The sequence below is a fragment of the Inquilinus limosus genome (genome assembly GCF_002195995.1).
Lineage (GTDB): Bacteria > Pseudomonadota > Alphaproteobacteria > DSM-16000 > Inquilinaceae > Inquilinus > Inquilinus limosus_C.
The window spans coordinates 145,697-159,705 of sequence record NZ_NHON01000001.1 but is presented as its reverse complement, the minus strand read 5'-3'; the positions used below and the strand labels follow the sequence as shown (position 1 = coordinate 159,705).

The window sequence follows — 14,009 nt, the reverse complement described above, 5'->3', positions numbered from 1 at the left end:
CCCCCTCGGCATGCCAAGCCTGCCGGCGCACAGGGAGCCTGAACCATGACGCAGACGCTGACATCCACGCCCGGGACGATGGGTGGCTTCCGCCGGAACTGGCCGACCATTGCCTTCCTGACACCCGCAGCACTCGTCCTGCTGGTGTTCATGGCCGTGCCGATGGTCAACTCCATCGTCATCAGCTTCCAGTCCTGGAACGGCATGTCACCGCCGGTCTGGGCCGGCCTCAAGAACTATCGCGCGCTGTTCGGCGACCGCCTCTTCCTGATCGCGCTCGGCAATACGGTCTATTTCACGGTCGCGACCGTGATCCTGCAGAGCACCCTCCCGCTGCTGGTGGCGAACCTGCTCAACTCGCGCATTCTCGGCGGCACGGTCTTCCGTACGCTCTATTTCATGCCAGTGATCATCTCGCTGGCGATCAGCGGCCTGCTCTGGGCGATGATCTACGAGCCGAATTTCGGCATCCTCAACGAATTTCTGCGCTCCATCGGCCTCGGCAGCTTCACCCAGCTCTGGCTGGCCGATCGCCGCACCGTCATGCCGAGCATCATCGCCGTCTCGGTCTGGCAATCGCTCGGCTTCTACCTGGTCATCTACTACGCGGCCATGCAGAACATCCCGAGGGAGCTCTACGAAGCGGCCAGGATCGACAACGCCAATGCGCTGCAGCGGCTCTGGCATGTGACCGTGCCGATGCTGCGCCCGGTCATCGTGCTGGTGATCGTCCTGAACACCATCCACGGCATCAAGGTGTTCGACCAGATCTGGGTCATGACGGCCGGCGGCCCAAACCACGCCAGCGACACGCTCGGCACCTATCTCTACAGCACCTCCTTCGGCGCCATGGGCAGCTCCAACCCGCAACTCGGCTACGCCACCGCCATCGCCATCGTCATCCTCGTGCTGAGCTTCCTCCTGAGCATCCTGCAGATCCGTCTCGGGAAGCGTCAGGAAATCGACTACTGACCGCCGGAGGCAGCCCCGTGAACGCGATGTCTCAATCTCACGCGCCCGCCAGGGTCTTCGACCTCCCCGGGGCCCAGCTGCGGATGGTGTTCGGCCGGACGCTGATCTACCTGACGCTGGTCGCCATCGCCGTCGTCCAGGCCTTCCCGCTGGTCTGGATGATCCTGACCTCGGTCAAGAGCCAGCGCGAGGTGTTCGGCTCGTTCCTGCCGTCGCGGCTCGACTTCAGCAATTTCGTACGCGTCTGGAACGCCATCGACCTGCCGAAGCATCTCGTCAACTCGCTCTACGTGACGACGCTTACGGTGGTCGTCGTGATCGTTGTCGCGACGCTGGCCGGCTATGTCTTCGCCCGATTCCGTTTCCGCGGCCGCGATGTTCTCTTCTACATGTTCATCGGCGCCATGATGATCCCCGGTCAGGCGATCCTCATCCCGATGTTCCAGTTCCTGAAGAGCATCGGCCTGCTCAACACGCTGACGGGCCTGTCGCTCTCCTATCTCGGCGGCTCGGTCGCCTTCGCGATCTTCCTGATGCGCTCCTTCTTCCTGAGCTTGCCGCAGGAGCTCGGCGACGCCGGCCGGATCGACGGCTGCACGGAGTTCGGCGTGTTCCGCTACGTCTATCTGCCGCTCGCCAAACCGGGCATCGCCACCGTGGTCATCATCCAGTCGATGGGCACCTGGAACGAGTTCATGTTCTCGAACACCTTCATCTCCAGCCCCGATTCCAAGACCATCCAGGCGGCGCTGTTCCAGGCGGTCGGCCGCTACTCGACCGACTACACCGCGCTCTCCTCCGGGCTGATGCTGGCGCTGGTTCCGATCGTCACCGTCTATCTCATTTTGCAGAAGCAGTTCGTCCAGGGACTGACCGCCGGCGCCCTCAAGGGGTGACGGGGCCCGCCGTCCCGTCCGCAAAGGCAAGACGTCCCCGGCGGGGAACCCGCACACAGCGAAAGCGCCACATCGAAGGAGGGAAACATGCACTTCAAGACGTCGCGAGGCGGCATCAGCCGCCGGCTTCTTGTCGCAACCCCCGTGGCCGCGATCGCAGCGAGCTCCGTGCTCGCTCGCGCGGGATCTGCGCGCGCGGACGACGATGTCACCTCGATCGAATACTGGTCGCCGCCGCAGAACGGCCTCAATGAATCCGGGACCAAGGCGCTGCTGCAGCCGATCGTGGACGGTTTCAAGAAGGAGACCGGCATCACGGTCAACCTGCAGATCATCGACTGGAGCAGCCTGCTCTCGAAGTTGGCGGCGGCGATCGCGAGCAACACCGGCCCGGATATTGCGGCAGGCGGCAATACCTGGAACGGCATCTACAGCGACACCGGCGGCGTCGTGAGCTGGACTCCGGAGATGATGGAGGAGATCGGCGGCATGTCGCAGTTCGTGCCGGCATTCACCCAGGTCATGGGCTATCCAGGCAAGGATCCGATATCGATCCCGACCGGGGGCGGCACCTGGCAGCTCGTCTACAACAAGAAGATCCTGGCCGATGCCGGCATCACCAAGTTGCCGACCACGTGGAACGAGTTCATCGCCGATGCCAAGAAGTCGCCGCGGTCGAGGCGCTGTACGACGCGGAACGCCGGCGGAATATCGAGGATTGGGCACGGCTCTGGCATCTCCACGGACGGCAGAGCTTCCATCTGTCGACCGACGTGCCGCCCGTGGTGGGTCGCGAGGCGCTGGTGCGCGCCACACGACGCAAGTTCGAGGTGCGGCCCCCTTACGGCATCGGGGTGGTAACGGAGCCTTTCGCCGACCCAAGCCGGGTGCTCGCACGTCTGCGCCTCACCTTCGGGGAAGGCGTCCGAGCGACCGACCTCTGGTGCATCTTCACCTTCGACCACGAGGGCCTCATCACCGAGATCGAGGAGATGGTCGACACCGCGAACGCACACCGCATGCCGACGTGACCGATTGCTCCACGCCGCGGCTGAACGGCCCCCCGCAGCGAAGATCGTACGCGCAGACCAACGCCGTCTTCCGCAGAGGAAAGAATTGCCATGTCCGAATCAGCAAGCCTCAGCACCGACCCGTCGATCCGCCCGGTCACGATCGGAACCTTCCCGCCGCAGCTCCCGCTCGCCTTCGGCGGCTCCTGGTTCATTCCCTATTCGGCGCCGGGTGCGCAGGACGCGGAACTCACCGGCGCCATCGAAGCGGCCTATGAGGGCGGCGTGCGCCACTTCGACACCGCCGGCGGCTACGGCAATGGCCATTCGGAGGAGATCTACGGCGCCTTCCTCGCGGGCAGGCGCAACGAGATCTTCCTGGCGTCCAAGGCCAACCCGGCCGAGGCGACGGCGGCGGCCATGTCGGCGGAGATCGACGCCAGCCTCCGCCGGCTGAAGACCGATTATGTCGACCTCTACTACATCCACTGGCCGAAGAGCGGGGTCGACATGCGGCCGCGCATGGAGGCGCTGGAGGCGGCGCGCCGGGCCGGCAAGATCCGAGCCGCCGGCGTCAGCAATTTCTCGGTCGCGCAGATGCGGCAGGTGCAGGAGGTCGGGCGCATCGACGCCCACCAACTCGGCTACAACCTGCTGTGGCGCTACGCCGAGGACGAGTTGATCCCCTTCTGCGTCGCGCACGGCATCGCGGTCGTCACCTACAGCACGCTCGCGCACGGCATCCTGACCGGCAAGTTCGGCCGCAAGCCCGACCTCGCGCCCGGCGACCAGCGCCACCGGATCCTGCCCTTCCGCGCCGATATCTGGCCGCATGTCCATGCCGGCGTCGAGAGGCTGAAGGCGATCGCGGCCGAGCTCGACCGGCCGCTGATGCATCTCGCGATCCGCTGGAACCTTTCGCGGCCGGGCATCACCTTCGTCGTGGCCGGCGCGCGCAACCGCGCGCAGTCCGAGGCCAATGCGGCGGCGCTCTCAGGCGCGATTCCGCCATCCGTCCTCGAGCGGATGACGGCGATCAGCGACGAGATCGTCCGGCACGTACCCGATGAAGGCAACCTCTTCAACCATCACCCCTGAACGAAGGCAGCGGACAAGGAAGCAACCCATGGAGCCGATCCAAGGACTGGGCGGGCGCGTGCTCGTACAGGTCTGCCTCGTCGTCGACGATGCCGACAGATATGCGAAGCGCTATTCCGAGCTGCTCGGCGTTCCGATCCCGGAGGTCCACATCACCGACGGCTATTCGGAGACCGAGGCGACCTATCACGGCGAGCCGACCGAGGCCCGCGCGCGCATCTATCACTGGCATTTCGGCAATGTCGGCTTCGAGCTGCTGCAGCCGCTGGGGCCGAAGAGCGTCTGGCAGGACTGGCTCGACGAGCACGGGCCGAGCGTCCATCACATCGCCTTCCGCGTGACCGACAGCCACGGCGTCGCGCACGAATTCGCCCGCCATGGCTACCCCGTCTCGCAGCAGGGCTTCTATACCGGCCGCCTGCCGAATGGCGGTCACACCGGCATGTACACCTATCTCGACACCGCCAAGGCGCTCGGAACGACCTTCGAGCTGCTCGAATCCTTCGATCCCGATGGGGAGGTCCGCTGATGGGCGCGCCCGTGCTTCAACCGGAGATGCTCTGCCAGGTCGGCTTCGTCGTGCATGACGTCGTCGCCACGGCGCGGAAATATGCCGAGGCCTTCGGCTTTCCCATGCCCGAGATCATCCAGACGCCCGGCTTCGACAAGGCGCGGACCACGGTGGGCGGCGTGCCGTCGGAGGCGACCGCCAGGCTCGCCTTCTTCCAGACCGGCCAGCTCGTGGTGGAATTGATCGAGCCGGACGAGACGCCCAGCGTCTGGCGCGATTTCCTCGACCGGAACGGGGAGGGCGTGCACCACATCGCCTTCCGCGTCGCCGATACGAAGGCGACCGAAGCCCGTCTCGCCCAGGAGGGGATCGCCGCCCTTCAGCAGGGCCTCTTCGTCGATGGCAGCGGCATGTACAGCTATCTCGATACGGCGCCGCAACTCGGCGTGATGATCGAGCTGCTCGAGACGTTCGGCAAGAAAAGCTGACTCACCGCCGGGAGATCGGATGAATGCACACCATCGGTATTCTCGGCGCGGCCGGGATCGCGCCCCGCGCCATCATCGATCCGGCGCGGCGCCGGCGCGACGTCGTGATCGGCGCCGTGGCGTCCCGCGACGGCGACAAGGCCTCCGCCTACGCGGCCGCCAACGGCATTCCGCGCGCGTTCGCCGGCTATGACGCCCTGCTGGCCGATCCTTCGATCGACATCGTCTACAACGCGCTGCCGCCGACGGGCCATGCCGAATGGTCGATCAAGGCACTGCAGGCCGGCAAGCATGTACTGTGCGAGAAGCCGATCGCCGTCACGGCGGCGGAGGCGCGCGAGATGGTGGCCGCGGCGGGGGCGAGCGGCCGCGTGCTCGCCGAGGCGTTCCACGACCGCTACCATCCCGCCTTCGCCCATCTGCTGGCCCTGAAGCCGAAGCTCGGCGGGATCCGCTCGCTCGCGGCCGAGTTCCGGGTCGACATCCCCTATGACCCGGCGAACATCCGCTACGATCCAGTGCAGGGCGGCGGCGCCATGATGGATCTCGGCTGCTACCCGCTGCACTGGCTGCGCAGCCTCATGGGAACCGAGCCGGAGATCGTCTCTGCATCCGCCCGGCTCTGCGAGCTCGGCTCGGACACGCGCATCGAGGCCGGCCTTCGCTTTCCGGACGGCGTGCCCGCGCGGCTCCTGGCCGACATCCAGGACGGGCCGTTCCGTGGCCTGCTCAGGATCGAGGCCGAGAACGGCATCGTCGAGCTGGACAATCCCTGCCTTCCGCACAACGGCCACTCCTTCCGCGAGTGGCTGAATGGCGTGCACCGCGTCTACACCGTCGCCGGAGCGGCGACCTACGATCACCAGCTCGACGCGTTCGTGAGGGCCGTCGACGGCGGCGACGCCCTACCGACCGGCGGCGACGATGCGATCGGCAACATGGCGGCGCTCGACCGCATCTACGAGCGCGCCGGCGTCGAGCGGGCCGTGGCGCGCCCGCGCCGGGTCCCCTGAGACCTCGAACAGGGAAGGGACGATCGCCATGCCGGACCCCATCACGCTCTTCGACGGACGGACGCTCGCCGGCTGGCGTGCCGCTCCGCGCCTGCCGACGCCGGTCAGGGCCGACGATCCGGTCCTCGCGACCGACACGCCCACCTATCGGAAGGCCTTGGCCCATCTCGGACGCTGGACCGTCGAGGACGGCGCCATCTGCGGCCGCCAGGACCCGCCGGGCAGCGGGCTCGGCGCCTATCTGGTCAGCGAAGCCTCGTTCGGCGATTTCGAGCTCACGCTCGAGGCGCGGCCGGACTGGCCGGCCGATACCGGCATTATGCTGCGTGCGACGGCGGACGGCTCGACCGGCTACCAGGTGCTCGTCGATCATCGCAAATCCGGCAATATCGGCGGCTTTTACGGCAACGGCATCGGCCGCTTCCACGCCATCAACTTCAATGTCGACGTCAAGCGCGATGCGGCGGGGAAGCCGGTGGGGCTGAAACTCGAGGACCCTGCCACCACGATCGAGCCGATCGCCGAATGGAAGCCGGCTCTGCTGTCGCGGAAGGCGACCGGCGAGGATTTCCTGAAGGCTTGGAGATGGGACGGCTGGAACGCCTTTCGCATCCGCATGGTCGGCGCGCTGCCGAAGATCACGGTTTGGATCAACGGCCTGCTGATGTCCGAGATCGACACCGCGATTATGGCGTATCGCGATTTCGACGGCGCGGCCGTGCTGAAGAAGCTCGGCAATGCCGGTCACATCGCCTTCGAGGTGCATGACAACGACCCGCGTATGGGCGCGGAGCGCTGGGCGCCGAACGCCGCCTGCCGCTGGCGCAACATCCGCGTCCAACCGCTGTGAGGGAATCGACGATGAGCTATTCGCTCGGCGGGCTGGCGGCGGAACAGGACGCGCTGCGGCTCGACAGCTTCGACTACGACTTCTCCTGGGCCTTGGGCTCGCTGATGCGCGCCAAGGCTTCCGCCGCCCGCGCTCCGGTCGCGATCGAGATCGCCCATGGCGGCGACCTCGTCTTCTCGACCTTGCTACCAGGAGCGACGCCAGACAATTCCGACTGGGCGGCGCGCAAGCGCGCGGTCGCGCAGCGCTTCCACCGCTCGTCGCTGGCGATGCGGATCGAGGCGGAGGAGCAGGGCTACGACTTCAACCGTCGCTTCCGCCTTCCCGATCATCTCTTCGTGGCGAGCGGCGGCGGCGTTCCGCTGATGCTGGCGTCCGGGACGCTGATCGGAACGGCCGGCGTCAGCGGGCTGCCCGACGTCGAGGATCATCGGCTGGTCACAGCCGCCCTTCGCGAGCTGCTCGGACGCTCGGCCTGAAAAGCTTCGAGTTTCATCTTTCATCATCCGATGGGATCGGACATGCCCTACAAGATCTCGTTCCAGCTCTACTCCGCACGCAACTTCCCGCCGCTCGAGCGCCAGCTCGAAGGCCTCGCCGCGATCGGCTACGACGCCGTCGAGCCCTGGCTGCCCGCCTATGAGGCGAGCCCGGCGGAGTTCCGCCGCAAGATCGACGCCGCCGGGCTCACCTGCTACGGCTTTCACCTGCCGTTCAAGGGGCTCGTGGCCGATCCTCAACGCTTCGTCGACATCGCGAAGACCATCGGCGCCTGGCTGCTGATCCCGCCCTATCTGGAGCCGCAGGACCGACCGACCACGCCCGATGGCTGGCGCGCCATCGGGCGCGAGCTCGGCCGCGTGCGCGAGATCGTCGCCGCCGAAGGCCTGAAGCTTGCCTGGCACAATCACGATTTCGAATACCGGCCGCTTCCCGACGGATCGCGGCCGATCGACCTCCTCTTCGAGAGCGCCGGCGGCGAGGTCGGCTACGAGATCGACTTCGCCTGGGTGGTGCGCGGCGGCGGCGATCCGCTGACGGAGCTGAAGCGCTGGAAGGACCGCCTCTACGCCATCCAGGTCAAGGACACCGCGCCGGCCGGCACGACGGCCGAGGGCGGCTGGACGGCGATGGGCGACGGCGTCGTCGACTGGACGGCGCTGTGGCCGTTCTTTTCCGAGACGCCGGCCGATCACCTCGTCGTCGAGCATGACGAGCCGGCCGACTGGCGGGCGCTCGCGCAGCGCTCCTACGACACTCTCGTCAAGCTCGGCGCACGAGGCTGATCGCTCCTGACCCGGACGCGACCCGTACATGGGAGAACCGCACGTGCCTGCATTCAGCGGCTTCGGCCATCTGGCCCTCAAGGTGAACGACCTTCAGACATCGCTCGACTTCTACAGGAAGCTCGGCTTCCCGGAGTTCCTGCGCCTCACGGAGAACAATGGCGAGCCGTGGATCGCCTATCTGAAGATTTCGGACGAGCTTTATCTCGAACTCTTTCCCGGCGGCGACGGCGGCAAGGCCCCCGGCACGGACCATGCCGGCGTCCATCACCTCTGCCTGACGACGGAGGACATCGAGGCAACCGCCGCGCATCTCGCCTCGGTGGGCATCCCGCTCGTTGCGCCGCTCGATCCGACGAGGCGCGGCGCAGACCGCAACCGCGGCATGTGGATCACCGACCCGGACGGCAACCGGATCGAGATCATGGAAATGGCGCCGGACTGCATCCAGTACGAGGCGATACGGGACGTCAACGCCGGACAGGCGTCACATGCCCTGGTGCGGCCGCGGTAGCCGGCCGACCAGCGCTCCGACGCCTCTTCGAGCATGGAGACAGACAGTCATGACCCTGAAAGCCGGACCCATATTCACGCGACGCGGCCGCAGCCTGCTCCCCGGCCAGGTCGCGCAACTGGTCACGATCAACGTCGAGACGGGGCAGCCCCATGTCGTGCTCGAGGCGGACGAGATCATGGAGGCGCCCAATTGGACGTCCGACGGAAGATGGCTCGTCTTCAACGCCGGCGGCGAGATGTGGCGGATCGATGCGGACGGCACGGCCGCGCCTGAGAAAATCGAGACCGGAACGATCCGCGATCTCAACAACGACCACGTCCTCTCGCCGGACGGGAAGACCGTCTACATGAGCAGCAATGACGGCCATATCTATGCCGTCGCGCTTTCCGGCGGCGAGCCGCGCCGGGTCTCGAACCAGCATGGAACGCCGCATCACTACTATCTGCACGGCATCTCGCCGGACGGGCTCACGCTGTCCTATGTCGCGGTCGAAGGGCCGGCCGGCGCCAGGCGGATCAACATCTTCACCATTCCCGCGTCGGGCGGGCCCGACACCCGGCTCACGGATGTGGGCTACCCGAATGACGGCCCAGAATACTCGCCGGACGGGCGGTGGATCTACTTCAACGCCGAGCGCGCGGCGACGATTCCGGGCCACGCCCAGTGCTTCCGCATGCGGCCGGACGGCAGCGGCATCGAGCAGCTCACCTTCGACGACTGCGTCAACTGGTTCCCGCATGTCTCGCCGGATGGCCGGTCCGTCGTCTTCATCAGCTATCCGGCCGGCACCACCGGGCATCCGCCGAACAAGGACGTGGTCCTTCGCCTCATGTGGCCGGACGGCAGCGGCCAACGCGACCTCGTCGCCTTTTTCGGTGGCCAGGGCACGATCAACGTCAACAGCTGGGCTCCCGACAGCCGGCGCCTCGCTTATGTCGCCTATCCGGTCGTGTAGGCACGCCCGGTCTGGCAGGCTGACCAGACCGGGGGGCATGGAGAAACCGCCCGGTTTGTCGCGGCCTTCTTTCTCATATCTTGGCCGGGGACCGGCCGACGTCGCCGGACCCCCAAAGCCGGCCCCGCGCGAAGATCTGCGGACTGGAGGTGGGTCGCCGGGGTGGATCAAGCTGCCAATCGCGGGACGGCGCTCTCGACCAGCCGCAAGAATCGTTGGTTGCGGGTCCCGTGCGCCGTGCAAGGCGGCGCTTTCCAGGTACGCGGGTACCGATGACCGCGGCTATCGGTACCGGAGTACGATGGGGCCGCGGCTCGTCATCACTCGCGACCAGGTCGGCTGAGTGCAGGATCAGCCTGCCGTGGTGATGGCGGGAACCGCAACGAGGCGGCGGTCCTACGGAGCGGTGTCAGTCGGTTTCAACTCGTCGATCAGCACCTTGTCGAGCCGCACCAGTGCGATGGATGTGGCGATGATCTCGCCGCCCCATCGGGGCTGAGTAATCGCCAGAACGGCGCCCTGACCATTGACCTGCACCCACCATGATCGGGTCCGATCGCCCATCAAGGGCGATTCATGTTCTCCGATATAAAGCACAGGTTCAAAGTGGCCGACTAACTGTGCCATCGCAGTGTTGTCGATACTGCCTCTCCCCGTGATCGCGCACCCTGCAGCAGGCAGACCCGAAACCGTACCCTCGGCTCGGTCAATTCCCATGTCGCCAATCTCCCTGCGATCCCGCGCACCCGTGCTTCCGCCCCAGGCCACGTCGGGCAATACGAAAGGCACGCGCGAGATCGTTTCCGACTTCGGGTCCAGCCAGCCGCCGAGGGCTGTCACCTTGGCGCCGAGTGCTGCGAAGTCAGGGAAGGTGTCGACACAGATCGACAGGAAGGTCTTCTCCAGGCGTTCCCCATCCGCCTGGGCTACGCCGGGCAGGATCAGTGTGGCCACAGCCAGCCAGGACAGGGAGAGGAAGCGCTGCGTCATTCAGGTGCCTTGGTCGAAGCTCTACCGTGGCCGCCAGTTCCATGGCAACAGCTCGTCGATGCGCTTGATCGGATGGTCGGCGATGCGGGCGATGACGTCGGCGAGATAGGCTTCGACATCCAGGCCGTTCATCTTGGCGGTCTCGGTGATGGTGTAGAGGGCAGCGGCGCGCCTGCCGCCGGCGTCGCTGCCGGCGAAAGTCCAATTGCGGCGCCCGAGGGCCAGGGGCCTGATGGCGCGTTCGGCGGCATTGTTCGTCATCTCCAGCCTGCCGTCGGTGGTGTAGCGGGTCAGTGCCGCCCAGCGGGTGGTGGAGTAGCGGATCGCGACCGCGAGCTTGCCCTTGGTGCTGGTGCGGGCCAGGGCGTCGTCGAACAACTGTCGCAGATCGGTCAGGATCGGAACCGAGCGCTCCTGCCGGGCGGCCAGGCGCTCGGCTGGGCTGCGGCCCTTGCTCTCGCGCTCGATGGCGAAGAGGTCGCCGATCGTCTCCAGCGCTGCCTTGGCCGTGGTCGAACCGGTGTGGTCGAACACCTCATACAGATATCGCCGGGCATGGGCCTTATGCCGAGCTCGGCATAAGAGCCACGGGCGGCGCAAGTTCTTTGTCTTGGCCGACGTCGCCAAGGCGCCGCTGGCGATCGAGGCCGTGCGCCGGATCGATGCGATCTTCGCCATCGAACGCGAGATCAACGGTCTGCCGGCTGCCGAGAGAGGCGCCGTGCGCCGGGACCGGACGGCGGCCCTGGTGACCGAGCTCGAGACCTGGATGCGCGCCGAACGGGGCCGGCTCTCTCGCCATGTCGACGTCGCCAAGGCGATGGACTACATGCTCAAACGCTGGCCGGCCTTCACCCGCTTCCTCGACGATGGCCGGATCTGCCTGACCAACAACGCGGCCGAACGAGCGCTGCGCGGCATCGTCCTCGGCCGCAAGGCGTGGCTCTTCGCCGGCTCCGACCGCGGCGGCGAGCGCGCCGCCGCCATGCTCACCCTGATCGAGACGGCGAAGCTCAGCGGCGTGGATCCACAGGCGTGGCTCGCCGACGTCCTCCGCCGGATCGCCGATCACCCAGCCTCACGGCTGCACGAGCTCCTGCCGTGGCGCTGGAAGTCGCCTTCCCATGCTGTAGCTGCCTGACCTGCTGATTTCGTCGGCTACTGTCCATGATACCAGCGCCACCCTCGCCACTGCTGCCAATATGGTGCATCTGACCGAGGGCGGAGCTTGCCGAGATAGACGTTCACGTTGCAGCCGCCATCTCTGTTGAACACCGTGTCGGCCGGATCAAAAAGATCAGCGTGCTCGCGGATGAACAGGGAGAGATTCTTGAAGCGATAGACGGTGCCATCCGGACTCAGGAGAGACCATTCGCGAGCGGCAGAGTGCGTCTCGAACGGTCCGGTCAGGGGAGAGCAGCTAATCGCCTCGAGACGATATCGATCATTTGGCGTGGCAAGACGAGAGCGGCGCTTGAGCTCGTGTAGGCAGGATTTCCGCCCGCATGTCTTCCGGCGACGAGTCCAGGTTTGAGTGAAATGCACTCTCTTTCCGCAGATCGCGCACGCAATTTCATACTGATAGGTGGTCGTCATCTGCCACCACCGCCGACCGTGCTTTGTTGCTGAATTATAGCCGGCTCATCCGCGTCGGCCGAATCAGATCGTGTCCGACAAATATGGCGCCGCCTGCAGCTGGGGACGCTCTTGACGACACCAATGCCGTTGTCCGCGGCCCTCGCCGGACGGATACCCTTCTGCCGGTATGCTGACGACTGCAATGTCTACGTGCGGACGCGGCAGGCCGGCGAACGGGTGATGGCATCGCTCATCCGGTTCCTGAGGGATCGGCTGAGGCGGTCGGTTGACGTCGCCAAGAGCGCCGTCGACCGACCGTGGAACCGGAGCTTCCTCGGTTACACCATGGTGTCGCGCGGCTTCCTGGTGGATGACACTGGCTGCGATGCTGCGGGCCTGCTCATCGGCGCCACATAGCCGAACTCCACCAAAACTGCGTCAGAGCCAATCTTGCGCGCCGATTGACACAAGATGAGAAGTGCCGCGACGCAGAGGCTCGCAATGTTTGGCACGGAAGCCGTTGTTTGCTTGCCGCGAATCCGCTCCCGGATCGGGCCTGTCATTGAAGTGATTCCTTAGGTGATGGAGGGAGCGTGCCGGTCTAAGGTCGAACTGCCTGATCTGGCTGGATCGCGTCAAGGCGTCGTTACGCCTCGGCGCTACGCGGTCTGGGAAGCCGGGCCGCCGCGATGACCGCTCCAATGACGGCCATGGCGACGGCAATCCCAATCCAGAGACCGTAGAGAGCAAAGCCAAGGATGAACCCTCCCAGCACGGGCGAGGCAATATCGGCCAGTGCGACCAGCGATTGCGCCGCGCCCATGACGATGCCTTGCCGTCCAGCGGGGGCGTGGGTTGAGAGTGCCGCCATATAGGTCGGTTTGGCCAGGGCGTCGCCTGTACTGATGCAGAACACCGCAAGGAGCAACGCGGGAATGGTGGTGGCAAGGCCGGCCATCAGGAAGCCCGTCGCGATGAGCGCAAAGATCAGCAGGATTAGATTGCGCTCGGTGAGATACTTGCCCAACCAGCCCAGCAGGAAAAGCTGGGCAAAGACATTGATCCCGCCATCGGCCATGATGAGATAACTCAGTTCCTTCGCGCCGAAGGCATGACCGTTCCAGATGAAGGTGTCGCCGAGGAAAACCGGCATCTGCGAGATATACATGCCATAGGCAAAGAAGTGGCAGAGCATCACCAGGACGAGAATCCGGATCGCGGGAGACGCCAGAATCGCCCGGATCGAGGCTCTCTCGGCCAGGGGACTGTCGCCGGCCTGACCGACAACCCTGTTCTCCAGTCGCAAGATGGTCACCAGGCTCGAGACAAGCACCAGCCCAAGCGAGGCCAGGATCGGCGCGATGAGCGACGTGTCGGACAAGAGGCCCGAAAGCCCAGCGCCGATGATCCCGCCCACGCCGGCACCTCCCATCACGATGCCCATGGCTTGCCGCCGGTTTCCGGCGTCGGTATGGTCTGAGATATAAGCGGCAGTGACCGAGATATTGCTGGCCGTGAGGCCGAAAATGGCGCGGGCGATCAGGATGACGGCGACATTGGGCGCAAGCGCCAGCAGCAGCAGGCTTGCCGCTGCAATGATCTGGCAGACCATGAGAATGCGTTTGCGACCGAAGCGATCCGAAAGCTGGCCAAGCGCGGGGGCGGAGGCAAATTGGCCCACGGCTTCCGCGGCGATGACGATGCCGAGAACGAGTGGTGTGCCCCCCATCGCCTGGATATGGAAGGGCAGCACCGGCAGGACCGCGGCGGTGCCCGCCGCATAGCTGCAAACTATCACGAAGACCGGCAGGATGCGCCGCCAGTCCAGCATCTTCGCCCCGGCTG

General features: G+C 65.9%; 16 protein-coding genes and 3 pseudogenes. 15 read left to right on the top strand and 4 right to left on the bottom strand.

The window, feature by feature from the left end:
• Positions 1-45 precede the first annotated feature (45 nt).
• The 13 genes and pseudogenes from BWR60_RS00715 (at position 46) to BWR60_RS00660 (ending at position 9,596) form a co-directional block, all read left to right on the top strand.
• Positions 46-972, top strand: a complete 927-nt coding sequence (locus BWR60_RS00715; RefSeq protein WP_088149085.1) for a carbohydrate ABC transporter permease — start codon at positions 46-48, stop codon at positions 970-972.
• Positions 973-998: 26 nt separating this feature from the next.
• Entirely contained in the window at positions 999-1,868 is an 870-nt protein-coding gene (locus tag BWR60_RS00710) for a carbohydrate ABC transporter permease (RefSeq protein ID WP_230982914.1), read from the top strand.
• A gap of 87 nt (positions 1,869-1,955) precedes the next feature.
• Positions 1,956-2,537: pseudogene (locus BWR60_RS00705) on the top strand (ABC transporter substrate-binding protein); the annotation flags it as partial.
• Positions 2,504-2,899: a nuclear transport factor 2 family protein gene (locus BWR60_RS38845; protein WP_343216337.1), complete on the top strand. Its 396-nt coding sequence runs from the start codon at positions 2,504-2,506 to the stop codon at positions 2,897-2,899. The pseudogene BWR60_RS00705 and the gene BWR60_RS38845, both read left to right, overlap by 34 nt.
• 90 nt (positions 2,900-2,989) lie before the next feature.
• On the top strand, positions 2,990-3,976 hold the full coding sequence (locus BWR60_RS00700; RefSeq protein WP_088149082.1) for an aldo/keto reductase: 987 nt from the start codon (positions 2,990-2,992) through the stop codon (positions 3,974-3,976).
• A 28-nt stretch (positions 3,977-4,004) separates the two neighbouring features.
• Positions 4,005-4,505 carry a VOC family protein gene (locus tag BWR60_RS00695; RefSeq protein ID WP_179221572.1) on the top strand — a complete coding sequence of 167 codons (501 nt, stop codon included), beginning with the start codon at positions 4,005-4,007 and terminating at the stop codon, positions 4,503-4,505.
• Positions 4,505-4,975 carry a VOC family protein gene (locus tag BWR60_RS00690; RefSeq protein WP_088149080.1) on the top strand — a complete coding sequence of 157 codons (471 nt, stop codon included), beginning with the start codon at positions 4,505-4,507 and terminating at the stop codon, positions 4,973-4,975. The genes BWR60_RS00695 and BWR60_RS00690 overlap by 1 nt, the downstream gene beginning before the upstream one ends.
• A gap of 23 nt (positions 4,976-4,998) precedes the next feature.
• On the top strand, positions 4,999-5,988 hold the full coding sequence (locus tag BWR60_RS00685) for a Gfo/Idh/MocA family protein (protein ID WP_088149079.1): 990 nt from the start codon (positions 4,999-5,001) through the stop codon (positions 5,986-5,988).
• A gap of 28 nt (positions 5,989-6,016) precedes the next feature.
• Entirely contained in the window at positions 6,017-6,838 is an 822-nt protein-coding gene (locus tag BWR60_RS00680; RefSeq protein WP_088149078.1) for a 3-keto-disaccharide hydrolase, read from the top strand.
• An 11-nt stretch (positions 6,839-6,849) separates the two neighbouring features.
• Positions 6,850-7,317 (top strand): heme-degrading domain-containing protein, encoded by a 468-nt coding sequence (locus tag BWR60_RS00675; protein WP_088149077.1) that lies wholly within the window; start codon positions 6,850-6,852, stop codon positions 7,315-7,317.
• A 42-nt stretch (positions 7,318-7,359) separates the two neighbouring features.
• Positions 7,360-8,124: a sugar phosphate isomerase/epimerase family protein gene (locus tag BWR60_RS00670; RefSeq protein ID WP_088149076.1), complete on the top strand. Its 765-nt coding sequence runs from the start codon at positions 7,360-7,362 to the stop codon at positions 8,122-8,124.
• 43 nt (positions 8,125-8,167) lie between these two features.
• On the top strand, positions 8,168-8,638 hold the full coding sequence (locus BWR60_RS00665; RefSeq protein WP_088149075.1) for a VOC family protein: 471 nt from the start codon (positions 8,168-8,170) through the stop codon (positions 8,636-8,638).
• 49 nt (positions 8,639-8,687) lie between these two features.
• Positions 8,688-9,596, top strand: coding sequence for a TolB family protein (locus BWR60_RS00660; protein WP_088149074.1), 909 nt, complete (start codon positions 8,688-8,690; stop codon positions 9,594-9,596).
• A gap of 396 nt (positions 9,597-9,992) precedes the next feature.
• Here the strand turns inward: BWR60_RS00660 and BWR60_RS00655 are convergent, their stop codons facing one another.
• Together BWR60_RS00655 and BWR60_RS00650 are read right to left on the bottom strand one after the other, a co-directional pair.
• Positions 9,993-10,586: a hypothetical protein gene (locus tag BWR60_RS00655; RefSeq protein ID WP_088149073.1), complete on the bottom strand. Its 594-nt coding sequence runs from the start codon at positions 10,584-10,586 to the stop codon at positions 9,993-9,995.
• A gap of 21 nt (positions 10,587-10,607) precedes the next feature.
• Positions 10,608-11,147, bottom strand: a pseudogene (locus BWR60_RS00650) (IS66 family transposase); the annotation flags it as partial.
• Positions 11,148-11,169: 22 nt separating this feature from the next.
• Here BWR60_RS00650 and tnpC point away from each other — a divergent pair.
• Positions 11,170-11,727, top strand: a pseudogene (gene tnpC, locus BWR60_RS00645) (IS66 family transposase); the annotation flags it as partial.
• Positions 11,728-11,744: 17 nt separating this feature from the next.
• On the opposite strand, the gene BWR60_RS36140 reads toward tnpC, so the two are convergent.
• A complete protein-coding gene (locus BWR60_RS36140; RefSeq protein WP_144445487.1) occupies positions 11,745-12,182 on the bottom strand; it encodes a hypothetical protein in 438 nt (145 codons plus the stop codon).
• 222 nt (positions 12,183-12,404) lie between these two features.
• Between BWR60_RS36140 and BWR60_RS36795 the strand changes: the two genes are divergently transcribed.
• A complete protein-coding gene (locus BWR60_RS36795; protein WP_179221569.1) occupies positions 12,405-12,581 on the top strand; it encodes a hypothetical protein in 177 nt (58 codons plus the stop codon).
• A gap of 229 nt (positions 12,582-12,810) precedes the next feature.
• On the opposite strand, the gene BWR60_RS00635 is transcribed toward BWR60_RS36795, so the two are convergent.
• Entirely contained in the window at positions 12,811-13,995 is a 1,185-nt protein-coding gene (locus BWR60_RS00635; RefSeq protein ID WP_218823248.1) for an MFS transporter, read from the bottom strand.
• Between the last annotated feature and the right edge of the window lie 14 nt (positions 13,996-14,009).